20 protein-coding genes are annotated in these 22,553 nt (G+C 35.4%); 19 read left to right on the top strand and 1 reads right to left on the bottom strand.

Annotation, left to right across the window (positions count from 1 at the left end; translation table 11 throughout):
• Position 1 precedes the first annotated feature (1 nt).
• From E7Z78_RS07405 to E7Z78_RS07320, 18 genes are all read left to right on the top strand, one after another.
• Positions 2 to 823, top strand: coding sequence for a hypothetical protein (locus E7Z78_RS07405; RefSeq protein WP_303724526.1), 822 nt, complete (start codon positions 2 to 4; stop codon positions 821 to 823).
• 83 nt (positions 824 to 906) lie between these two features.
• Complete coding sequence (locus tag E7Z78_RS07400; protein WP_303724525.1) at positions 907 to 2,079, top strand: hypothetical protein; 1,173 nt, start codon at positions 907 to 909, stop codon at positions 2,077 to 2,079.
• A 251-nt stretch (positions 2,080 to 2,330) separates the two neighbouring features.
• Positions 2,331 to 3,110 (top strand): SWIM zinc finger domain-containing protein, encoded by a 780-nt coding sequence (locus tag E7Z78_RS07395; RefSeq protein WP_303724524.1) that lies wholly within the window; start codon positions 2,331 to 2,333, stop codon positions 3,108 to 3,110.
• A gap of 503 nt (positions 3,111 to 3,613) precedes the next feature.
• Positions 3,614 to 4,507 carry a hypothetical protein gene (locus E7Z78_RS07390; RefSeq protein ID WP_303724523.1) on the top strand — a complete coding sequence of 298 codons (894 nt, stop codon included), beginning with the start codon at positions 3,614 to 3,616 and terminating at the stop codon, positions 4,505 to 4,507.
• 140 nt (positions 4,508 to 4,647) lie between these two features.
• On the top strand, positions 4,648 to 5,169 hold the full coding sequence (locus tag E7Z78_RS07385) for a hypothetical protein (protein WP_303724522.1): 522 nt from the start codon (positions 4,648 to 4,650) through the stop codon (positions 5,167 to 5,169).
• A 64-nt stretch (positions 5,170 to 5,233) separates the two neighbouring features.
• Entirely contained in the window at positions 5,234 to 5,908 is a 675-nt protein-coding gene (locus E7Z78_RS07380) for a zinc ribbon domain-containing protein (protein WP_303724521.1), read from the top strand.
• A gap of 8 nt (positions 5,909 to 5,916) precedes the next feature.
• Entirely contained in the window at positions 5,917 to 6,528 is a 612-nt protein-coding gene (locus E7Z78_RS07375) for a hypothetical protein (protein ID WP_303724520.1), read from the top strand.
• A 115-nt stretch (positions 6,529 to 6,643) separates the two neighbouring features.
• Complete coding sequence (locus E7Z78_RS07370) at positions 6,644 to 7,435, top strand: hypothetical protein (RefSeq protein ID WP_303724519.1); 792 nt, start codon at positions 6,644 to 6,646, stop codon at positions 7,433 to 7,435.
• Between the two features lie 203 nt (positions 7,436 to 7,638).
• Positions 7,639 to 7,926, top strand: coding sequence for a hypothetical protein (locus tag E7Z78_RS07365; protein ID WP_303724518.1), 288 nt, complete (start codon positions 7,639 to 7,641; stop codon positions 7,924 to 7,926).
• A 281-nt stretch (positions 7,927 to 8,207) separates the two neighbouring features.
• Complete coding sequence (locus E7Z78_RS07360) at positions 8,208 to 9,395, top strand: ATP-binding protein (protein ID WP_303724517.1); 1,188 nt, start codon at positions 8,208 to 8,210, stop codon at positions 9,393 to 9,395.
• 89 nt (positions 9,396 to 9,484) lie between these two features.
• Entirely contained in the window at positions 9,485 to 9,772 is a 288-nt protein-coding gene (locus tag E7Z78_RS07355; RefSeq protein ID WP_303724516.1) for a hypothetical protein, read from the top strand.
• 580 nt (positions 9,773 to 10,352) lie between these two features.
• Positions 10,353 to 16,028, top strand: coding sequence for a right-handed parallel beta-helix repeat-containing protein (locus tag E7Z78_RS07350; RefSeq protein ID WP_303724515.1), 5,676 nt, complete (start codon positions 10,353 to 10,355; stop codon positions 16,026 to 16,028).
• 118 nt (positions 16,029 to 16,146) lie between these two features.
• On the top strand, positions 16,147 to 16,332 hold the full coding sequence (locus tag E7Z78_RS07345; RefSeq protein ID WP_303724514.1) for a hypothetical protein: 186 nt from the start codon (positions 16,147 to 16,149) through the stop codon (positions 16,330 to 16,332).
• 426 nt (positions 16,333 to 16,758) lie between these two features.
• On the top strand, positions 16,759 to 17,052 hold the full coding sequence (locus E7Z78_RS07340; protein ID WP_303724513.1) for a hypothetical protein: 294 nt from the start codon (positions 16,759 to 16,761) through the stop codon (positions 17,050 to 17,052).
• A 179-nt stretch (positions 17,053 to 17,231) separates the two neighbouring features.
• Positions 17,232 to 17,936 carry a zinc ribbon domain-containing protein gene (locus E7Z78_RS07335; RefSeq protein ID WP_303724512.1) on the top strand — a complete coding sequence of 235 codons (705 nt, stop codon included), beginning with the start codon at positions 17,232 to 17,234 and terminating at the stop codon, positions 17,934 to 17,936.
• A 932-nt stretch (positions 17,937 to 18,868) separates the two neighbouring features.
• On the top strand, positions 18,869 to 20,038 hold the full coding sequence (locus tag E7Z78_RS07330; RefSeq protein ID WP_303724511.1) for a hypothetical protein: 1,170 nt from the start codon (positions 18,869 to 18,871) through the stop codon (positions 20,036 to 20,038).
• A complete protein-coding gene (locus tag E7Z78_RS07325; protein WP_303724510.1) occupies positions 20,039 to 20,224 on the top strand; it encodes a hypothetical protein in 186 nt (61 codons plus the stop codon).
• 29 nt (positions 20,225 to 20,253) lie between these two features.
• Positions 20,254 to 21,174, top strand: coding sequence for an SseB family protein (locus tag E7Z78_RS07320; RefSeq protein WP_303724509.1), 921 nt, complete (start codon positions 20,254 to 20,256; stop codon positions 21,172 to 21,174).
• On the opposite strand, the gene E7Z78_RS07315 is transcribed toward E7Z78_RS07320, so the two are convergent.
• Entirely contained in the window at positions 21,171 to 21,452 is a 282-nt protein-coding gene (locus E7Z78_RS07315; protein ID WP_303724508.1) for a helix-turn-helix domain-containing protein, read from the bottom strand. The genes E7Z78_RS07320 and E7Z78_RS07315 overlap by 4 nt on opposite strands.
• A gap of 155 nt (positions 21,453 to 21,607) precedes the next feature.
• Here E7Z78_RS07315 and E7Z78_RS07310 point away from each other — a divergent pair, with 155 nt between their 5' ends.
• A complete protein-coding gene (locus tag E7Z78_RS07310) occupies positions 21,608 to 22,537 on the top strand; it encodes an SseB family protein (protein WP_303724507.1) in 930 nt (309 codons plus the stop codon).
• The last annotated feature ends 16 nt before the right edge of the window (positions 22,538 to 22,553 follow it).

The raw sequence follows: 22,553 nt of genomic DNA, 5'->3' as shown, positions 1-22,553 counted from the left end.
CATGACTTATACAAAAGAGGAAAGTCAATTTATTGAATTCTTAAATTCATTTCCTCAGTTTTACAAGGAATCTCATAAAATTGCAGAAAATAAAAATGGAATTTCCATCCTTCCCAAAGGTAAAGGTAGAAATGAGTTTAAAATGTATTCCTTAGATGATATTTGCCATTCCTGTAGTATTTTTAAAGAAGGAGGATTATTATTCACTCCTAAAACTACTGATGCAATTTGGTATAAAAAAGAAAATAATAATTTTTACATATTTTTAATAGAATTTAAAGGAGATTATTTGTGTAAAAATTCAAGTAAATGTAAATTAGTTGATCTTGCAGATACTTTAAAAATTAAAAATGAACATTACAATAATGAATTTCAGCATGAAATTAAAGATTTGGATAAGATTATTTTAAAATATTCAGATAAAATGCTCAATGGTCTTGCCGCAAAACCTCTTGAAACAGTTACAATTGCGCTTCCTTTAATTTATGAAGAATACTATCAAAAAAATAAAGATAATATTGAATATTTGGATATTAGAAACTTTTTATCTAACTCTAGAATAATTTACCGTGTTGTATCCATTTCAGAGGATTATGAACCTAATCGTCAAAGAACACGGGGAAGATCATATAGATGTTCAACAATGATTCCAACTTCTTGTAAAAAACTTGCTCGTGAAAAACATGACCGTGAACTTGAAGCATCGTATGAATCCAGTTTACAAACTTATCATAAAAGATATGAAAAAGCAGGAATAGTTTATAGTGCAGGTTTTGTTGATAATACTGCTTTTAATAATTTTATTGATAATTATTTAAAATAAATTTATTCAAAATATTAAATATTAATAATAATATTTACAAAATATAATTATTGTAATTTCTTTGTATTGAAATGGTGAGATTCATGTCTATAAATTGGAAAGTATGTGCTGATTGTGGTAAAAAAGTTAATGAAGTTGCTGAAAAATGTCCTTATTGTAGTTGTTCTTCCTTTGAGGATTATGAAAATATCAAAGAGGATAATTTGAAAAATGATGATTCTCCTATGAAAGATGATAATGCTAGTAATAATGATTCTTTGGAAAAAATTAAAGGAGATATAGATAAATTTTCAAATGATGCTAAAAAAATGGGTAATGATTTTATTTATGATAATTTACCTGAAGAATATGCTGATAAATTAACAGAAGACATTTCAAATTTTTCCAAGACTGCCCAACAAAAAACAAATGAATTTTTCAATGAAAATGAACAAGTAATCAATATTAAAAAAGGAATTAGTGATTTTTCAGAATCTACAATTGCTGCTGGTGAAAATTTCTTAAATGAAAATATTTCACAGGAATCTCAAGAAAAGATTAAAGAAAGTGCAGTTAATTTTTCAAAATCCACTAAAAAATTTGTAGGCGATGCAAGTTCTGTTTTAGGTAATATCCATTCTCACAGGAAAAACAAACGTGAAATAAAGAAAGTTCAAAAGAAAAAAGAAAAAGAAGAGAAAAAACGGAAAAAAGAAGCTGAAAGAAAAATTAAACAGGAGCAGCGTGAAAAAGACTGGGAAAAAAAGAGGATTGAACGTGAAAAACGTAAAAAAGAACTGCATCAAAGGACATTAGAAAAATTAAGGCAAACAAAATCCACTCAAATAAGGTTGCCCGTTAAGAATCCTCATTCAAAAGACATGATGACTGGTGCAATTGAAGGTCAAATGATGGGTGCTGGTCTTGGAATGGCAATTGATGGTTTAAAAGGTTCTGATTCTCTTTCACATACTGCAAATTCAGGTTTGATTTGGGGTGGAGCTGGTGCTGTTCTTGGAGGTCTTGCTGCTGCTAGTGATGATGGAATTAGATGGAAAAGTGAATTGTTGCACATTGGTGAATCTGAATTGATTGTTGCTGGGAAATTTGTTATTCCATATGATCAAATTAAACTTATTAGTTTAGGTAAATATAGTTTTAGGGATTTGATTATCATTACATTACCATCTCAGGGGATTGAATTTAGCCATGATGATGTAAAGGCTTTAAAAATAGTTATTGAGGAAAGTATTGAAGAATATAAAAATAAATTTTGATAAATTTATCTTTAAATTTTTTATTTACATTTTTTCTAACGTATAATACATTGAGGATTATACGTTATTCTTTCTTATTTTCAAAATAATTGACATCCTAAACTTATTTTTATATTTAAGAAGTTTAAGATATAAAATAGAATATTTGACTATCATGGTCTTAAAATGAGAGAAGATATTCATATTTTAGGCTCCAGAAATAACAAATATTTTAACTATAAAATTAAAAAGTATAATTCAGGTGTGAGGTTATGGATTCCTGGAGAAAACATTTTGAAGCCAAAATCCTTGATAGGGGTCTTGACTATTACGAGTCAAAAGCGGTTAGCATATACTCATCATCACATGATCATGTTGAGGCGCAGGTTGCCGGATCAATAATTTACGATGTCCGAATTAACTTTGACGATGGTAAAATCACTTCCATGTACTGTGACTGTCCATATTACGATAACTGCAAGCACATGGCAGCGACACTATACCATATCGAGGAGCATCCTGAACTTTTAAAAAAACAGGAGGATGTTTTTGATATGGTGCTGGCAATGACTCCAGATGAGTTAAGGGCTTTCCTATTAGAGGAAACTATTCACAATCCGGATTTGGCCAATAGGCTGAAACTGTTCAAAAAAATGGATGTTGATGAGGAGTATTATATCAGCCGTCTGAACGCTTCGTTTTCAAGTTCCTTTGAAATATTGAAGTTCATGGATGAGGGTTTTGAGGAATTGATTAGATATGGCCGCTATGATTTGCTTTTCAAATTATCCAAACTGCTGATTGACCATATCAATGAGGAGTTGAGGTATGGGGAGTTTTCCCATTTGGAGGATATAGTCTATAGGCTGGATGACATCACCACCCAGCTGAGGGATGTTGATGAGGCCCATGAGGGAATCTGTGATTTTTTAGAGTATTCCATAACAAGCAGTGACGATTATCTTATATTGGATGTTTTAACCGATGCGATGTCTCGAAACGGGGATATGAGTCGATTGTTTGACGGTCATGATGATGAGCTTTCTTGTTAGTGATGTCATTGGGCAATATTATTTATCACTTTAAATAAAAATTTCTTTTACAAAAAATAGTAGAATAATCCATATTCCAAACGAAGGGGCGCTTAAAGGAATATGGATTAGTCGTGGAGATCTAGTTCTACCTTAAATGGTTTTCAACATCATTAGCCAGATTTCCAGTGTAGATATAGAAGAGGCCATATCATCATATGATTGTATTTAATATTGATGGCGGTGCAAAACAGCTGTCACCTTTTCACCGTTTTGCGCTACAAGGTTGCTTCATTAATCGTATCAAACGGGTCCGCCATCAATCACATTTAGGGTAATAAGAGTACTGACTCTTATTGTACTTGATTATAATCCCATCGCTTATAAACTGGCCCTTTCGCCTGACTGTTGAGTCTTATTCAAATTGTCTTTGCCGGCCTTGACAGTTTTGTTAAAATCGACTATTATTTATATGACCTGAAGTGTAAAGTAACTATTAAAGAATACTCATGGGGGGTTTTAGGATGACAGGCTACAGGACACAACTCATCGAGGCCAAGAGGGCCTATAAGGACAAGGACTATGAGAAGGCATATGAAATCTACACTAGCTTATATGGCAATGCTCCGTTCGACAATTCGGCCAAGTACTCATATGCATGGGCAATCTACCAGTCAAGAATCAAGGATTACACCTCAAAGGAGCAATTATTAAAGGATGCTGAACTGGTCAGTGAGCTCACCAAGCAGCATAACCTGAACTATTCTAAAATGTGCGTCTACACCATGAGCGTGATGAAGGTCATAAGGCTTCTTTACTATGACAGGGACTATGATGACCTGCCCCATTGGCTTAAAAAGATCAACCCCGACTATCTTGACCAGGCAAGGTACAGGAAGGATGATGAGGTCTACCCTTCCAATATGGAGCATTATTACGTGTGGGCGTCAGTCACCTACCTGAACCTCGGTGAGTATGAAAAATGCATCAAAACCACAAGAGCAGCATTATCAAAGCTCAACAAGTTCACAGGAAACAATGGCGACTTTTTCATGTGGAGACTTGCAAAGTCTTTAAGGCAAATCGGTGACTATGAGCAGGCATTGAAGTTTTTAAACATTCTCCAGCTGGATGAATGGTACGTTCAAAAGGAAATCGCCGAGAACTACTATTACCTGGGTGATGATGAGAATTGTTTAAAACATGCATTAAATGCTGCGATTAAGGACGGTCCGATGGACATGAAGTTCAATCTCTACACCCTTTTAAGCGAATTGTTATTTAAGGATTATCCTGATTGGGCCGAAAAGCACGAGGACCTGTGTGAGATGATTCGAGAAGAGGATAATGAGGGTAAAGGTGAACTGGAATATGAGCTTAACGAGTTCTGGAAGGAACTTTCAGCCAAGCTCTCCTGATTTTCAAAAACTTTTTTAATAACCTCAACCCTATGAATTAATTACTTATAACGTGAGGCATTAACCATGACCGTAAAATATATTTCAAACACAACCAGGCAACCTAACCGTCGAATTTACCAAAAAAGAGGTGAAGCATTATGATTTGCGCCAACTGCGGAGGAACCATCCACATCAATGAGAACTGTGAGGACTGCGGAATCGAATATGATGAGATGCTAGAAAACATCACTCCCCCGGAGATGAAAAGCCTCTTTAGGAAAATCGAGAAAATCCAATCCGAGAAGGGTGACCTGTCCATTGAGGAGTCCCTCATGGCCTGTGAGCTTGTAAACTCATCATTCATCATCCCCGCCAATGTCAAGGATGAGTCAATCAGCTTTCTCAGGCTCCCCGGACCTGATGATAAGCTCTATTATGTTGTATTCACTGACATGAACGAGTACAATGAGGCCATTGAGGAGATTGGAGTGATGCTTAATGGATTTGAGGAATGCGACATCTTCATCAAGAACTCAACACCCCTGACCAATTCATGGAAAATACTGTTGACATTGCTTGAATATGACAGTGACGGTTTTTTTATCAACATGGCAAGCGACGGAGTCTTTCTTGGAAGACCATTCATTGAGCAGTACTTCCAGGAAGACATTGAAAGCTGAAAAACAATAATTCATTTTTTTTATACACAACTTTTATATTTTTTGACCAATAATACATTTACATATGGAGACTAATTATTGCCCTGAATGTGGGAATAAGTTAAGTGAAAACACTGTTTTTTGCCCTGAATGCGGCACTAGAATAAGCGAAACAGAAAAGAAAACAAAATTCTGCAGCCACTGTGGTGAAAAAATTGATGCAAATGCTGAAATTTGTCCAAATTGTGGAGTTAGGCTCTTAAATCCAATAGCTAATTCTGCAGGTAAGGCATTAACTCAAGGCGTGGCTAAAACTGATGATTTCATTCATAAGTATGTGACTGCAAGAAATATCATAATAATCTTTCTGATTTTAATCATCATAGGATTGGTGGTTTCTGCCCCGTCAATCATTGAGCAGTTGACACCTTACAAGCAAGTTGACGAATCATACATCTCAAATCCTGTTGCCGGTGAAAAGGTGCAGTTCGATGCTGAATACGTTGGTCCAACAACCTGGGGCGGCGGATATTATTACTTTGTATATTCATATATCACCAACAATGACATTGTTCGAGTGGGGGATGAGTATGTGATCCTTCAAGGGGATTATTTGGACCATGACTTATACGGCAATGAGGGAAAAACAGTTCATCTTGAAGGCAGATTTGCCAATGGAGGCAAATCCAAGGAACCATTAGGTGACGATTATATTTACGGTCATTGGTTTGGAGCCGAAAGCATTGAAATTATAGGTTAGTGATGCAGATGTATCAATGTCCAAGCTGCGGTGAAATCGTGATGGAGGGAGACCCCTACTGCCAGCACTGCGGATCACACCTCAACTGGCCCGGAAAAACCGAAAACACTTATGAAAGAAATGATGTCCTGAGCGTTGATGATATTATAGACGGCATGTACATCAACAATGCCCAAAAACAGCTTTTAAAGTTGAAGGTCAATGAGTATCTAGCTTCCAGGGACTGCAATTCACTTGAAGTGATAAATCATGATAACTATAGGGACTACACTTTCGTCTTCACACGTGAAAACGAGTATGTAAGGACGGTTGACGAGTTCGACTATGATGCGAAGTATGTGAACTTGACAAGGGTTTTCAGGGAATGCTACCAGTCACACTATCATGACAGGCTCGAGGCAAACCCCAGATTCCAAAAAATGATTGAAAAGATCGGCTTGGATTTTCTCGGATGCAGTGGTGGGTACGGCATCGACTACAGCACTGCAGATGATAGGTTCCGGATGACCGGTGAAATCAGGATAACCGTTAGCTTTAAATCAGGCTCCAAGAAGAGAATATATGACCTTGACTTGGACAGGATGGAGCTTGGCAGGGATTATAGGGAATGGGACTTGTAATCCTCATCAACACGTTTTTATATTATAGTCTCATATATACTAACTAGATGCGTTTAATGCAATTCACGCCAACAATTTTCAAAAATTCCCGTTAGACGCTATATAAGGTGATTTAATGGATAATGAGAAGATTGTTTTAAGTGTGATTTGCCCCGTAAGCGTTTTTCTATTCACTTTTTTTGTTCTTGGATTTCTAATGCTCGGCAATGTTCCGGGAGTCGTGTTTTTCATTCTTGGCTTAATCTTAGCATATGCCTATTATCATGTCATCAAAAACGAGCTTGACTCAAGAGTTCCGGCAATAATCATGAGCATATACCTGATAATCGCATTTCAGGCACTGATTCTAATTGCAATATCCATTGCATATGCTGCATTTCCAATTAATGCAATCATATACATGATATTATGGCTGATACTGGCATTCATAGGATTTTATGGTGGTGCAAGATTCTATGAGACTGTCAAGTCAAAACAACTTGAAACAAACATTAGAGTCTCCAAGCAAAAAAGATCTGACAAGTACCTGAGTGAATTAAAGCAATATTCCAGTGAATATCAGTTCAAATACTATCCAGTCGTATTTCTCACAATCCTTTTGATATTCTGGATTTTATATCATTTCAACCTCACACTTGGCCTGGACATGTGGGATTTGGCGAGGGCGGATATCATGATCACCCTATGGATTGGAGTGTATTTCAAAAATAAGTTGGCCTTCAAATGGATAAGCATGTTCATCACTGCATTGGTCTTAATTCTTTTTTCAGTGGACTATCTTGAAAGGAACATGTATTTCGGATTGGGATCACCCAACACCCTTCGCGCCATCATTCTAATCGGAGGAACCACATTGGCTCTTGTTTTAAGCATGATGTGGTACAAGTGGAAAATGGGTGAGTTCTAGGAATTTCCTTTTGAAGTCAATATTGTTTTCAACGCATAATATTGCATTGACAATATACAGTGTAATGATTATTCCAATATGAATATTAACATTGCATCATCGCTAGATTTATATATGAATAAAATATACTTGTAATTGTGGCAGGCGAAACATTTTCCATAATGGAAAATTTAGATTTTATATGAACGAAAAACGGTGATTACATGGTAACAAGATTGGATTTATTTAAAAAGGAAATGGAACCCGCTAAGGAGTTATATACTCGTGAAATTGTTAATTTCACTAAAAAATATGATTCCTTGGGGAAAATGACTCTTGTGGAAGAGCCTGATATTGATACTCAGGAATACATCTATTCATTCGAAAAACTGAATGGAACTTCCCAAAAGGAACTTGATGAAATCTTTTTAGAAATCTCTGATCATATGGAAGAGTTTTCTAAAATCCATGGAATCGAAAGATTTTGTAGATTGGCTTGCATTTGGTTGTAACTGAGGTACTATGGACATTTCTAAATATCCTCAAATTCAATTATGCCTGTTGACTTTACATCATTTGATGTTGAAAAATCAAATGTTTCAATGTTCATCAAGGTGCTAATACTTAAAATTATATATAATGAAAAATACATTATACTACAATATATAATGAAAAATTAATTATATAATGAAAAATACATTATACTACAATATATAATGAAAAATTAATTATATAATGAAAAATACATTATATAACAATACATAATGCAAATTACATTACATGAGGTTTTCATATGGATGAAATTGCAAGCATTACAGATACAAATTTGACTGAAACACAATTCTACAATAGGACAGATGAAATAAATATGCTGTCAAGCTTATTGAGAAGTACAGAATTCAATTCCTCTCCCACTATTCTATTAACTGGAATAAGGGGAGTGGGAAAGACTGCACTCATCAAAAAAATCAAGGATAACTTTGACAAGGAATATCTTGTCGTGGATATTGATTTGTCAAGAAGTAATGCATACCAACAAAAAAATATAACTCAAGGCAGTATAATCAAGATAATCTATGATGAAATTATGAAAGCTTCGAAGAAATTCGGTTTAAGGACAGTTGACAAGAAAATAGAAAAATTCTTTAAAACAAATAACTTCAAGATAGATAATATTTTATCCTATGAACATATTCCCGTACCGATTTTTGAAAGTGAGGAGAATTATTCAAAATTAGCGGATTTTGTAATGGAATTGCCCCAAAAAATTTATGAAGACAATAAAAACAAATTAAAAGGAGTATTTATTTTCATTGATGAAATCCAATTGATTAAGGAATTGGATAATGTCGACAAATTTTTATGGTATATGCGTAGCTTCATTCAAAACCAAAAGAATGTTGCATATTTATTTTGTGGAAGTATGAGTTTGAAGGATAGTTTAATAAATGATTTAAATGGAAGGGATGGAGCATTTGGAGGAAGAATGCTGACTATTGAAATACATCCATTTTCAAAGCAAACCACAAGAGATTATATTGAATCAATGCCTAGAGACATATTAATGGATGATAATGGTTTTGAAAGGTTTTACAAATGCACCCGAGGCATACCATATTATATTAATATATTTGCAAAAATTCTTCCAGAAAACATTACATTAACAGAACCTGACATTATTGGATTATTCAAGGATTCGATTGATTATCTTGCAGTGCATTTTATATTCATGTGGTCTAAATTAACATTTCAAGAGCAAAAAATAATAATTTCTTTGCTTGACAATCCTAAAAAAAGAATTGAAATAGCTAACTCATTAGGAGTCACTAGTGGGTCACTTAACAGGCCATTGAACCGCCTTCTTGACTTTGACTTAATTGAATATGTAAATGACAAATATCAAATCACTGATCCGATACTTTCTTACTGGCTAAATAACAGTTATGAAAAGAATGGAATATATCCTTTTAGAAGCATTTAGGATTGCATGATTATGTTGAGGGAAATTTGGAGTAAAGCTTGAAGTTTAAATCTAAACAGGAATTGTAAAAATATATAAATAAGGATAACATGGCAACAGGATTGGACATGTTTAAAAAGGAGATGGAACCTGCAAGGCAATTATATACTCGTGAAATCATCAGGTTCACTAAAAAATATGATGCCATAGGGGAAATGTCTGTGAGGGAGTTTCCGGATATCGACACTCAGGAATACATTTTTTCCTTCAAGAGATTGGATGGAACTTCCCAAAAGGAACTGGATGAAATCCTTTTGGAAATCGCTGATCATATGGAAGAGTTTTCTAAAACTCAGGGAATTGAAAAGTTCTATCAGTTCACCTGTATCTGGCTGTAACTGGATATTTTTTGGTTTTTAATATATAATGCCGACGTATATTATGTTAAGGATTATACGCTTAAAAATTATTCATTATTTTTCCCATAATTCTATAGGATTGTTCATGAAAAAATGGCAAAAAATTGAAATTATTATCATATTATTTTGGCAATTTTGTTTTTTAAGGCACCATTTTGTAGAGTCTGAACACTTTTAACCCGATGAAATTCACTTTTTACAATCGTTTTATATATACTCCAGTTTAAAATCTAATCTAATTTTCAAAAACCTTTCCGTTAATGTAAAATACAATCAATTAAATCAAAGTTTGGAATATAACTATCAATTATATTGGGCATTAATTATTGTAAATAACCATTGGATGACAAGTCGATTCCAGTCACGAGATGATATGAAAAAAATTAACCCATATCAGATGCTGTTAATTTCCAACCAACCACATGTTTCAATATAAAAAAATCGTAGTGATAAATATGTACTAATTTTATTCAATTATTTGTTAATTTTCTGAATTATTTAATAATTATATATATTTGTTTTTACATAATTATGAATGTAGAAAATATTTGGTGTTATAATGAATTTGAGAAAAAAGATTTTTATCGTCAGTTTGATCATGTTCATTTTAATGAGCCTAACGTTTGTTAGTGCTTCTGAAAATGAAACGGCATTGACTGATGATGCAAGTGATGTTTTAACCGTAGATGAAAATGTTGAGGTTGAAACACAAGTAAATGACGAGGATACCTTGTCTGAGGAATATGAGAAAGGAACTTTTGGGTATTTGAATGAAAAATTTAATGGGGCTGATAAATTTGAATTTGATATGAATTATACAGCTCAAAGTGGGGATTCTCAAATAAATATATTCAATACTATCACTATTGATGGAAAAGGTTACACAATCGATGCAAAGGGCCATACTGGAATTTTCCAAACAGATAATGATAGGTCTAACTACATTCATGTTACAATCAAAAACCTGATATTCAAGAATGCAAATTCTAATAAGAATGGTGGGGCCATTTTGGTAGAATCAGAAGCACGTAATATCCATTATACATTAATCAACTGTACTTTTGAATCCAACACTGCCGATTGTAAGGGTGGAGCAATATATTTTGACCCAGATGAAAAAAACGGTGAATTGGAAATCATCAACTGTACATTCATTAAAAACAGTGTGTGGGCTGACAATACCTGGAAGGATGATGACGGTGGAGCAATTTGGGTCGGTGATGACTCCAAATTAAGTATTGTAGGATCTAATTTTGAAAGGAATAAGGCAAAACATTATGGTGGTGCGATATATTCCAAAGCCAAGGAATTCACTATTGTCAACTGTACTTTTGATCACAATGAAGCCTTTAACAAGTATGGTGGTGCGATATATGTTGATAAGAATTTAAAAAAGATTGAAAATACAGATTTCACTGGCAATTTTGGAAGAAGTGGTGGTGCAATCTATATTAATAATAATGATAATAAGTTAGATATTACAAGCTGCAATTTCAAGAATAATAATGCACAGGGACCATATTCAAACGCTATGGGCGGTGCCATCTACAATGTGGGCAGTGAATTATATGTCTCTGATTCAAATTTCACAGCAAACCATGCGGGTAGTTTAGATGATGATGAGCAAACCTCCAAACCATTTAGAGGTGGAGCAATCTACACCACCAAGGAAATTTATGTCGACGGGTCCAGATTCCAGGACAATTTCGCTTATGATGATGGAGGAGCAATTTACGCAAACGACGGAATACAAATGGGTTACGATCCTTGCTATTTCCTAGGCAACTATGTTTATGACTCAAATCCCACATATGCAAACAAGGGTGGAGCAATATATACCACTAAATTCATCAATGATTGTAAGGGAGCCGTTTTCATTTGGAATAGGGCTCAGTATGGTGGTGCAATCTACATCAACAATAAGGTCGACATGACTTTCGACACATGTTACTTCACAGACAACCGTGCAATGCATAAGGACGGCAAAACCGGTTGTGGAGGTGCAATATACGTTGACTCATCCAGTTCCAAAATATCATTAATCAATAATGTTTTCAGTAATAACCAAGCTCATGAGGGTCAGGATGTGTATAACTGCGGTTATTACCAGACAGTGAAAAACAACTGGTGGGCAACCAACAACCCTGACTTCAGCCAGGACCGTCTTATCGAATGGCACAAGATTGGAAGTAACTCCAAGATTTCAGATTCAGATCCTTTAAAAATCGTATTTGAAACAATGGACAGGGATAATCCTCCTAAATTTTATGATGCTACTTTGATTTTGAAATTTGTAGATGGTGCAGGTTATCCAGCAGGTAAAATAATCAACTGGAATGCAACCTTTAAGGCAAATAAGGCTGCTAATTTCACTTTCCATAAGTTAGGAGACAATAATGCTACAATTGTATTCACACCTACCGATTCAGGGGACTATGAAATTACTGCAAAAGTGATTTTATTTGAAATAAAACTTAATATTCGTGTACAAGGCGATTTCGGTACATTACAGGAATTGATTAATGACACTGAAAGTGGTACAACCCTTAATTTGACACGTGACTACACATACGGTATAGGCGCAGACACAATACGCGATGGAATTGTAATCGACAAGCCACTGACAATCAACGGTAACGGCTTTACAATCGATTCCAAAGGACAATCATCAATCTTCCAGATACTTTCTGATAATGTAGTCATAAATAATCTCACCCTCATTGGAGGTTCCCATGAAGGTGAGCCTTATGATGATGATGGTAATCCTACAATATATACAAATAATGTAATTGAGATTAAAAATGCAAACAATACTCTGATTTCAAACTGTATCATTACAAATGCCACTGATTGTGCCGTTACTTCTGAAGGAGGAAACAATACCATAGTGGACAATTGTACATTCACACATAATAGTGGAACTTGGTCAGGAGCATTAAATTTAACAACTCCAAATACACTCGTTAACAATTCAAGATTCTACTTTAACTATGGTCAAGATGGTGGTGCAATCTATACTACTGCGACTTCACTTAGAATTCTCAATTGTGAATTTTTAAACAACACTGCATCTTCTCGTGGGGGTGCAATAAGGGGTTCAGGTGAAAATGCCATTATTGATTACTGTATTTTCGAATATAATAATGCTCAAGCGAGTTATGGTGGAGCAGCCATCAATTGGGAAGGTGAAAATGCAACAATCCGTAATTCAAAATTCCTGAACAACAAGGCAGTTTATCCAACTTTAACTCAAAATGCTGATAATCCATTGATATTCACTTTAACCGGTGAAAACAACTATATCAATGCGATTCGTGCTGACCATGTCATAAAATTTGAAAACGTGACCTACTGGAATGGAATTGTGGTTACAGGAAATGACCCTGTCAAAACAGAAAACATAACCGGCATTTACGTTACAATTGATATCTTTAAAAACGGCACTCTTGTCAAAAAGGCCGAAGTGATGACCAACGCTTCAGGTCAGGCAAAATATGACTACTATGAACTTGAAGACGGAAACTACACCTACAAGGCATATCATGCAGATGACAACTATTATGGTGTCACTTTACCTGGAAAAGAAATTGAGGGAAGTTTCACTCTCAAAAGACAACCTTCTTCAAACCCAGTAACTATCAACATTACTGATGAGGAGGAATTTGAATTCGATAACTGTACCATTCCATTCATAGGTGACTACGATTCCGTCAGGGTTGTCATAACCAACGCAAGCTCAGGTGCAATTCTTATTGATGGTTACACTGATAATAAGAATTATACTGTAGGATTGTTTGCTGGTACATACAATATCACTGTATATAGTTCCGGTGACAGTCAGCACTACCCAAGCAAGGATTCCAAGCTCTTTATAATCAAAAAGATAGCTGCACATATTGAAGTAGATCCGATAAGTGATAATCTCCAGTTCGGTGATAACATTAATGTAACATTCAAAGGCAGCACCAATTCATATAGGGTTGAAGTCGAAAGGCACGGCAATAACATATTCAATCAAACAACTTCCAATCACTATATGGTCCTTCCGACATTGGGTGCTGGAAATTATAGTCTATTAATATATGACCTTGGAGATGGAGGAAGAGTTGGAGTCTATGTTAATAAAACATTTACTATCCATAAAAAGGAAAACAATGTCAAAATCGATGTTGAAGATGTTGAACACGGTCAAAACATAACCATAACCGTCAGGGCTGATGGTGACGGAGAATACAAGTTGATAGTTACGAATTCAACAGAAGGAACTGTAAAAGAGGTAACTTTGAATGTTGTAAACGGCACTGGCAGTGCTACATTATCCTCATTGAATATCGGTAAATATTCAGTTAAAGTAACATCAGACATTGAAAATTATGACACTAAACCGGCAAATGCAACATTCAACGTATTGAAAGTAAAATCAAACGTTGCCATAATCTATAATCTTGAAAATGTGACCGTTTATGATATAGTCACAATCTATATATACGATGACCATCCTGCCCAATATAACATTACAATCAAGAATAACAAGACAAATGAGACTATAAACAGTACAATTATTGACGGCGATACATATCAGCTTCCAGAATTGGATGTCGGCACATACATCCTAACTGTAATCAATTTGGGTAATGAGAACATTGCATCAAGCAGTGATTCAGTTGGTTTCAACGTCACTGCCGACAACAATGTTGAAATCCATGTGGATAATGTTGACTATGGCAGGGACGTTTTCATATACATGTATGCTGATGTTGACGGCATATACCATATCAACATTAACGGAACAAAATTTGATATTGAAGTGGAAGACGGTGTCGGATACTTTGATGACGACTTAGAATTGATTCCGGGCAATTACAGCGTAAATGCAACATTTGATGATGATAGATATGTAAACATCATTCAAAACGCAACATTTGAAGTATATAAGGGACAGTCAAACATCCACATTGAATCCTTAGGCAATGTGACCTATGGAGAGAACATCGTCCTCAAATTCTACGATGACTATGCAACAGAATTCGAGATTACAATTAAAGACGATAAAGATGCTGTTGTATTGAATATCATTACAGATGCATTCACACTAAACCTGTCCAACTTTGATGCAGGAGAATACACAGCATTTGTAGCCAACGATGGAAGTGAGTACATAATCGGTGCAAATGATACAATCAAGTTCAACATCCTAAAAGCTGAAGAGTATCTCTTTGACGTTGATGTGGTTGGAAAGACTGTTATTGTGACCGTTCCAAGTACTGCTACAGGAAACATTACCCTGAACATTTCAGGAAAAACCTTCAATCAAACACTAAAAGAGGGTCAGGCAATCTTCAATCTTGAAAACATGACTTATGGCAATTATACTGCAAGCGTTTCATACATTGGTGACAAGAACTACATGCCAATGTCTCTCAACAAGACAATTACAGTTGAAAAACTCACCATCGTTGCTTCCGATGCAAGCTACGGCTGGTCAAAGACTGTTGATTATCAGGTGAAACTCATTGACGATAAGGGCAATGCTGAAAGCGGTGTTGTAATCACATTTACCGTTAACGGCAAAACCTACAATGTCACAACCGATGCAAACGGTACTGCTAAAGTAACACTCTCCCTTAATGTTGGAAAATATGACATTACAGCAACCACAATCAATGGAGATGTTGCAGTCAAGAAAATCACTATTGTAAACAGGCTGATTCAAAACGCAAATGTCAACATGTACTACTTTGACGGAACCTCATATAAGGTAAAGGCCATTGGAGATAACGGTAAGGCTGTTGGAGCAGGTCAGATTGTTGTAATCAAATTCAACAAGAAAACCTACAAGGTCAAAACCGATAAGAACGGAATTGCCAAACTTAAAATACCAAAAACCGCAAAGGTCGGCAAGTACACAATCACTGCAACCTACAAGGGCAAAACAGTCAAGAACACTGTTAAAGTGAAACAGAACTTGAAGCTCAAGAAGGTTAAGGTCAAAAGATCCGCCAAAAAGCTTGTCCTCAAGGCTACCTTGAAAAACGGCAAGAAAGCGGTCAAGGGCAAAAAGGTAACTTTCAAATTCAAGGGCAAAAAGTACACCGCTAAAACCAGCAAGAAGGGTGTTGCTAAAGTAACCATTAAAAAGAAAGTTCTCAAAAAGCTCAAAAAAGGCAAAAAGGTCAAATATCAAGTGACCTACCTTAAAAACACTGTCAAAAGAACAGCTAAGGTAAAACGTTAGGGATTACACTTCCCTAACACTTCTTTTTTTTTAAAAATTTTACCCATACTCTTTTTTTAAACCAGTCATCAAAACATTAATATACTACTTGAAAGCATTCTAATATCAAGGTGATAACATGATAACATGCGGAGTATGCGGACACTTGAACAGTCCCGAAAGGGTCACATGTGCTGAATGCGGTTCTGACTTATCAGACAGTCCAGACTGGGACATATACGAGATTGATGACTTTGGAGACGACATGCTTGACTTCGACGATGCCGAAGAGCTGGGATATGTTGATCCCGACGACTATGAATGAGGTGATGACATGTGGGAATGCGATTATTGCGGTGAGATGAACGACGACGATACAGATGTATGCGAATACTGCGGCGCAATCAATGGAGTTAACATGGGTTGGGTCGGCGAAAACTACGGGTAATTGATAATTACTCACTCTTTTTTTTAATTTTATTTATTAACGTGTAAAATCACTTAAATGAAATGCGTATAATCACTTAAGTAAAAAGTGGATAATCACTTAAATGAAATTCGTATAATTACTTAAATGGATTTGGTATAATCACTTAAATGAAATTCGTATAATTACTTAAATGGATTTGGTATAATCACTTTAATAACTACTAATTTTTTTAAGAATCACTCATTTTTGCATTAATTATAATTACTTACAGATTAAACATAGTAATAACTACTTGTTCAATTCAAAGCGGGAGATAATATCATGATCAGTGATGAGGAAAAAAATAAAATCAAAGAGGAAATAGTTGCCAAAGTCAACTCTGTTTTAGAGAAAAACAACGAATCATACAGGATGGACCAGGTGAATATCCTGAAAACCAAGGATAAGGTAAAGTTCATGGGAAACTACAGGGTCTATGACAGGAAAAACTACCATGAGGTTTCAGGTGAAATCAACACTTTTTTAAAGGAATACGGCAATGTGGACATCAAATCCAAGAAAATCCGTGACAGCGGAATGAAATTCACTACTGTCAGCTTTAACTTTGAACTATAATCATGCAGGTTGCATCTTCCATGCAATCCCATGACCACTTTTTTGGCAAGTGACAAAAACTGTACATTCACTTATGCAAATGATATCTAAAACATAATTATTTTTTTATCATTTTGTTCAATTTTATAATTTTTTTCATTATGCAATAGTATATTTATCTGAAAAAACTAACTATTACCATGGAACTTAAAAATTTTTTTAAAAATTCTTCAAACGATACCTACAATCAAAACATGGATCTTTTGGAAGACTATGATTTGATTACACCATTGGGGTCACCGAACAAGCTCTTTTTAAAATTCCTAAAATCAAAAAAGCTTGAAATCAAAAACGATGAGATAACCCCGGAGATAATTGAAGAATTTGAAGATTCCATAGACTCAATCAATCTGAAGCAGGCCAAAATACATAAGGAAAAGGAAAGCATCTTCAAGCAGGAAAAGGTATGGATAAACATTCTTCAAGGGGATGAATGGGTTGGAAGCGACATGCTGCTTGAGCATGACGGTGTCACAATAGAGAAAAGCAATGAAAAACTCCTCTACTCTGAAATGGTTGAAATCAACATATCACAGGGTGGATGGTCAAAAAACAAGATTACAATAGACACCTATGATGATGAGTTCGTCTTTGAAATCAATGAGGCCAAGGCCATACCGTTAAAGGAGATACTTGAGGACAACATAGACAACCAGAACCGTGACGAGTTTGATGATCTTCTTGACCTGTACAATCTCTTTGAGAGGGGACTGATTTCAGAAGAGGAGCTTGAACTCAGAAAGGCCCTGATTTACAGTGACGATAGGTACTGCACCAATTGCGGTGAGAAGCTTGACGGGGACTCACAGTTCTGCTCCAACTGTGGCCATGAGGTTGAGGATTAATAACCGTTATCCGCACTTATTTTTACGTATATTTTAGGTCAGAATATACATAATACGGTTCATATTCTCATTTGTGAATTTTTAAAAAAGTTTATCAATTTTAGGAAAATATTAGTAGTTACTTAAAGACTAATTAACAAAAATAGCATGACTATTGATTTGTGAATCAAATGGATTCACAAATAGTCATTTCAATACCTAAAATATGTAAAAACATATTGTGATACATTAGGTGTTGAAAAATTTATTCATTCAAATGTTAGAATTTGAAATCCAAAATATGTGGATTATAAACTCTGATTGTAAATATGAAGCAAACAATATATAAAGTTTTTCATTTTGTATTTATAAACCATAGGAAGTGTCTTTTATGATTAAACAAATCCAAATATGGTCAATTAAGGCCATTGAAAACAATCCTCATAAAATTCGAAGATTCCTATGATTTAAAGGAGAAATCAATATTGGATTGGATTATTTATAAACAATCCATATGATATGGAATGCAAAACACCACGAAATGATGGTTATTATGAGCATTCCGGTCCAAAATTTCTTTTGGAAACTCATAAGGATTCCTCCATTTGAATGAATAAATATGCCAAATGTAGTATTCATTAAAACACATGTTTTAAATCCTAACATCGGCAATATTATTGTATCACGAATAATACCACCTCCATCTGGATCAAGGATTTGATTATTTAGTATATTTGATTTTATTTGATATATACTTTTTTTTATTAATATAAAGAATAATATTCTTTTTAAATAGAAAAATAAGAATTTAACGTATCTTTTCTTTTCTATCATACGTTAATTTTTAAATTTCACTATTAATGTTGAGTATATATTACACACAATTAACAACAAATTTAAATACAACCACCATCTAATAATAATGTACCAACATTATTTAGGGAGGTTCAACCATGACCAAAGAGATTAGAAAAGAATTAATGGAAGCAAAAAAACTTTACAAAGATAAGAATTACGAAGAAGCTTTGTCTATTTATGAAAAACATTATAATGAGAATCCTGAAGTCTTAAACGACTGGGATAAAATTTTTTACTGCTGGTCACTATACCAACTCTACATCAAGGACGGATACGATGAGGACAAACTCTTCGAGTCAGCAGAACTCGTCACCGAACTCATCAATCAGGACGATTTGAACGAGAAGCCTGTATGTGCATACACACAATCAGTCTTCAAGGTATTGGACCATCTTTACATGGACAAGGACTACTACAACCTTCTTGCATGGCTTGACAAGATTGACCCGAAACTCCTGGATGAGAAAAGGTTTGAAACCGAGGAAAGGGTTTACAGGTCCAAGAAGGAGAAATACTATGATTATGCCACAAAGACCTATTTTGAATGCGATGAATTTGAAAAATGCATTGAAACATCAAAGGAAGCCCTTGAATCATTGACCGTGTTTACAAGCAACAGTGACGTCTGGTATAATTGGAGAATAGCCAAGTCCCTAAGGGAACTTTCCAGAAGCGAAGAGGCTTTCGAATACCTGGAAAAGGTTGCCAAGGTCAAGAAGGACTGGTTCGTTCAAAAGGAGATTGCCGAAAACTACTATCTTTTAGGTGAGAATGAAAAGGCAATGGACTATATTGGCCCTGCAGTTCTTACAAGAGACCCTAGCCTCATCAAGGTAAACCTTTACTATCTTGCATATAAGATCTTGAAGGACATTGAACCTGAATTGGCATTGAAACATGCTGAACTCTTCTACGCAATCAAGCTTGAAAACGACAAGCCTATTCCTGATGAGATTGAGGAATTGGATATTGATGAGGATAACCTTGACAAGCGCGCATTGGAAAGCGAGCTTAAGAAATACTGGTCAGAGTACAAGTTCAAGGACCAGCAACTCCAGTACGGTACAATAACCAAAATATTTGAACATGGAAAGTCAGGATTCATCACATCAGACAGTCATGAATCACTATACTTCAATGTGTTCGAATATAAGGGGGATAATCTCAATGTAGGGGAATACGTATCTTTCTACACTGAGAAAAGCTTTGACAAGTCCAAGAACAGGGAATCAACCAAAGCGGTCAATATCAGGAGCGCATTATAGATGGCCAGAGGAGGCTATTACGCAGGAAGCGATTATGTGCCATACAAGTCTGGCGCATTATCCCAATCTTCCGCAAACTCCTTGAATGAAAGGAAAAAGCCTAAAACAATTAAATGCCCATATTGCGGAAGGGTTGTCCCATTAAAAAGAGTCTGCGTTTTCTGTGAAAAAACACTAATCAGATAATAAAATCAAACGCCACGAGGTAAATTAACATGTATAAACCATTCATCAGACATGATAATCTAAGAAAAACAATTGAGGAACTTTTAAGCTACAGTTATGAGAACACTCCCGATGAGGTCTTTGAAAGATTCATCAATGAACTGAAGCATTCATACTTGATCATTGCAGCTGATATGTCAGCAGATGGATTAGACTTTCAGGGATTTGAGGATGAAGGCAAGGACTATGGAGTATTGTTCACTGATATGGATGAGTTTAGAAAGACATTCAGTGATGATGAGAGCGGATCTCAACCATTTGTCTTTGAAGTATACAAGAGCATGGTTGAAGGGAATTTTATTGACGGATTTATCATAAATCCTGGCACAGAATCATTTCTCATGAAAAAGGACCTCTTTTCATATATATCCGACTTGCCGAAATTCGATTACAATTCGGATGACGGATACAGCACAGAGGAGCTTATCAAAATCAGGGACTCAATTGACAACACAAGCCTTGAGCGCTTCATATCCGACCCTTCAAACATCGGAAAGTATGAGGAGCTTTTCGAGTGCATATCAAAATCCGTTCTTCTCACACTTATGGTGTCAAGAGAGGACATGAGTGGCTCTGCAGTTGACGGTGTAATTAAAATTGAAGATCCGGACAATCCCTCCACACTTTATAAGGATAAGATTGGGGGAAAATACGCTACCGCTTACACTTCACAAAAAAAGATGGAGCATGTTGAAACAGGCATGAACAATTATTATCAGATAATTAACTTCTCTTTCATGACCAATTTCGTGTTGAATGAGGATATGGATGGAATAATAATTAATCCAGGTTTGGAAAACATCATACTGAATCGTGATGTTCTTTTGGAGTACTCATCACTGCTTGAGAAAACCTGTGATGATTCCCGGTTGAATTCAGGCATTTTCCATTTGTTCATGATGGAATGCTAACCGTTATTGTCTATCAGTTTCAATATCTTTGACCCTAGTTCGGTGTGCTGGTAAATCCTACCCTTGCGGGCATCCTCGTTCCTGCACACCACCAGATTCTTTTCCTTTAAGTCATGCAGTGCATTTGAAATCTGTGTTGTTCTGATGTTGGTTCTTTTGGAGATTTCAGTCGGCATGAGATATTCGTTTTCAAGTGCCTTAAGAGTCTGGTATCTGGTCTGTGAAACTTTGATAAAGCCAATGATGGCCCATATTTCATCTTCATTCAATGTATCCATGTATGTAATTTTTATTTAAGCTTAATAACATCATTGTTTACGAGATTATTAAAATATTATTTACACTTATAACTTTATAGTAACAATTTATATATAGCATAATACTCTTAAATTATTAATAAATCAAAATCCAATGTATAAAATAAGTGATAGTTATGGAAAGAACTTTTGTAACAAACAATTATTTAATGAATAAAATCAATGAGATTGGAAAATATATTCTGAATGATGAAGAGGCTCCAGAGGATGTTTTCATCAGTTTCATCAAGGAATTAGGCGTTTCCAACTTGCTGGCACCTGGAATAGTTGATGATGAAGCAATCAATTTTGAAGTGCTCACATCAGATGATGAAAGCGTCAATGCTCTTCCAGTATTCAGTGACGATGATGCATTCATCGACTACTACGGTGAGGACAGTGATTTAGAGGCAATTTCCAATGACATCAGGGTCTATATTGAACTTATGGGTGAAAGTGAGATTGACGGATTGGTGATAAATCCGGGCAATCTTGAATTCTACCTTGAAAAGGAAGTTCTTGAAAACCTCCCATTGAATCCAGTAATTGAAATCAAGGATGATTTTGAAGGATATGGACCGGACCAACTCCAAAACATTGCCCAAAATGCCACTAACGAATCACTTATATCCTTCATGAATGAAGGTGATAATCATTTTGAGGCACTTATGCTTGAGCTTCAAAAGGCCACACTTCTTGATGCTGTTGTAAGTGAGGAAGACCTCTCACAGCATGCTGAAAACGGCATAATCTCACTGGATGAAACCGGCACTCTTCCATTGTGCACAACCGGTGACGATGATGTCCAGTTAGGTGTTCTATTCACAAGCCCTGATAAAATCAGGAACGCCATCGAGGAAGACTCCGAGCTCAACTATTACTATCAAATCGCCTTGCTGGATGATTTCATTGAATTTGTCCTTAAAAGCGACATGGACGGTATCATCATAAATCCAAGTGAAGAGGATTATGTGATTGGCCGTGACGAATTGCTAGAAGCATATGGCGGATTGACATACAACAATCCAAGCTTCAAAAAGGCAATCGACTATGCATTCATATTGTAGATTAAATCTACAATAT

The sequence above is a fragment of the Methanobrevibacter thaueri genome, assembly GCF_015062915.1.
Lineage (GTDB): Archaea > Methanobacteriota > Methanobacteria > Methanobacteriales > Methanobacteriaceae > Methanocatella > Methanocatella thaueri_B.
This window is presented reverse-complemented; position numbering and strand designations above follow the sequence as displayed.

What these genes read in the sequence shown, in the direction of transcription:
- E7Z78_RS07340 (WP_303724513.1), top strand. Translation starts at nt 16,759, where the DNA reads ATGATCAGTGATGAGGAAAAAAATAAAATCAAAGAGGAAATAGTTGCC.
- E7Z78_RS07345 (WP_303724514.1), top strand. Translation starts at nt 16,147, where the DNA reads ATGATAACATGCGGAGTATGCGGACACTTGAACAGTCCCGAAAGGGTC.
- E7Z78_RS07315 (WP_303724508.1), bottom strand. Translation starts at nt 21,452, where the DNA reads ATGGATACATTGAATGAAGATGAAATATGGGCCATCATTGGCTTTATC.
- E7Z78_RS07380 (WP_303724521.1), top strand. Translation starts at nt 5,234, where the DNA reads ATGGAGACTAATTATTGCCCTGAATGTGGGAATAAGTTAAGTGAAAAC.
- E7Z78_RS07375 (WP_303724520.1), top strand. Translation starts at nt 5,917, where the DNA reads ATGTATCAATGTCCAAGCTGCGGTGAAATCGTGATGGAGGGAGACCCC.
- E7Z78_RS07335 (WP_303724512.1), top strand. Translation starts at nt 17,232, where the DNA reads ATGGAACTTAAAAATTTTTTTAAAAATTCTTCAAACGATACCTACAAT.
- E7Z78_RS07320 (WP_303724509.1), top strand. Translation starts at nt 20,254, where the DNA reads ATGTATAAACCATTCATCAGACATGATAATCTAAGAAAAACAATTGAG.
- E7Z78_RS07405 (WP_303724526.1), top strand. Translation starts at nt 2, where the DNA reads ATGACTTATACAAAAGAGGAAAGTCAATTTATTGAATTCTTAAATTCA.
- E7Z78_RS07310 (WP_303724507.1), top strand. Translation starts at nt 21,608, where the DNA reads ATGGAAAGAACTTTTGTAACAAACAATTATTTAATGAATAAAATCAAT.
- E7Z78_RS07365 (WP_303724518.1), top strand. Translation starts at nt 7,639, where the DNA reads ATGGTAACAAGATTGGATTTATTTAAAAAGGAAATGGAACCCGCTAAG.
- E7Z78_RS07370 (WP_303724519.1), top strand. Translation starts at nt 6,644, where the DNA reads ATGGATAATGAGAAGATTGTTTTAAGTGTGATTTGCCCCGTAAGCGTT.
- E7Z78_RS07400 (WP_303724525.1), top strand. Translation starts at nt 907, where the DNA reads ATGTCTATAAATTGGAAAGTATGTGCTGATTGTGGTAAAAAAGTTAAT.
- E7Z78_RS07395 (WP_303724524.1), top strand. Translation starts at nt 2,331, where the DNA reads ATGGATTCCTGGAGAAAACATTTTGAAGCCAAAATCCTTGATAGGGGT.
- E7Z78_RS07330 (WP_303724511.1), top strand. Translation starts at nt 18,869, where the DNA reads ATGACCAAAGAGATTAGAAAAGAATTAATGGAAGCAAAAAAACTTTAC.
- E7Z78_RS07355 (WP_303724516.1), top strand. Translation starts at nt 9,485, where the DNA reads ATGGCAACAGGATTGGACATGTTTAAAAAGGAGATGGAACCTGCAAGG.
- E7Z78_RS07350 (WP_303724515.1), top strand. Translation starts at nt 10,353, where the DNA reads ATGAATTTGAGAAAAAAGATTTTTATCGTCAGTTTGATCATGTTCATT.
- E7Z78_RS07325 (WP_303724510.1), top strand. Translation starts at nt 20,039, where the DNA reads ATGGCCAGAGGAGGCTATTACGCAGGAAGCGATTATGTGCCATACAAG.
- E7Z78_RS07390 (WP_303724523.1), top strand. Translation starts at nt 3,614, where the DNA reads ATGACAGGCTACAGGACACAACTCATCGAGGCCAAGAGGGCCTATAAG.
- E7Z78_RS07360 (WP_303724517.1), top strand. Translation starts at nt 8,208, where the DNA reads ATGGATGAAATTGCAAGCATTACAGATACAAATTTGACTGAAACACAA.
- E7Z78_RS07385 (WP_303724522.1), top strand. Translation starts at nt 4,648, where the DNA reads ATGATTTGCGCCAACTGCGGAGGAACCATCCACATCAATGAGAACTGT.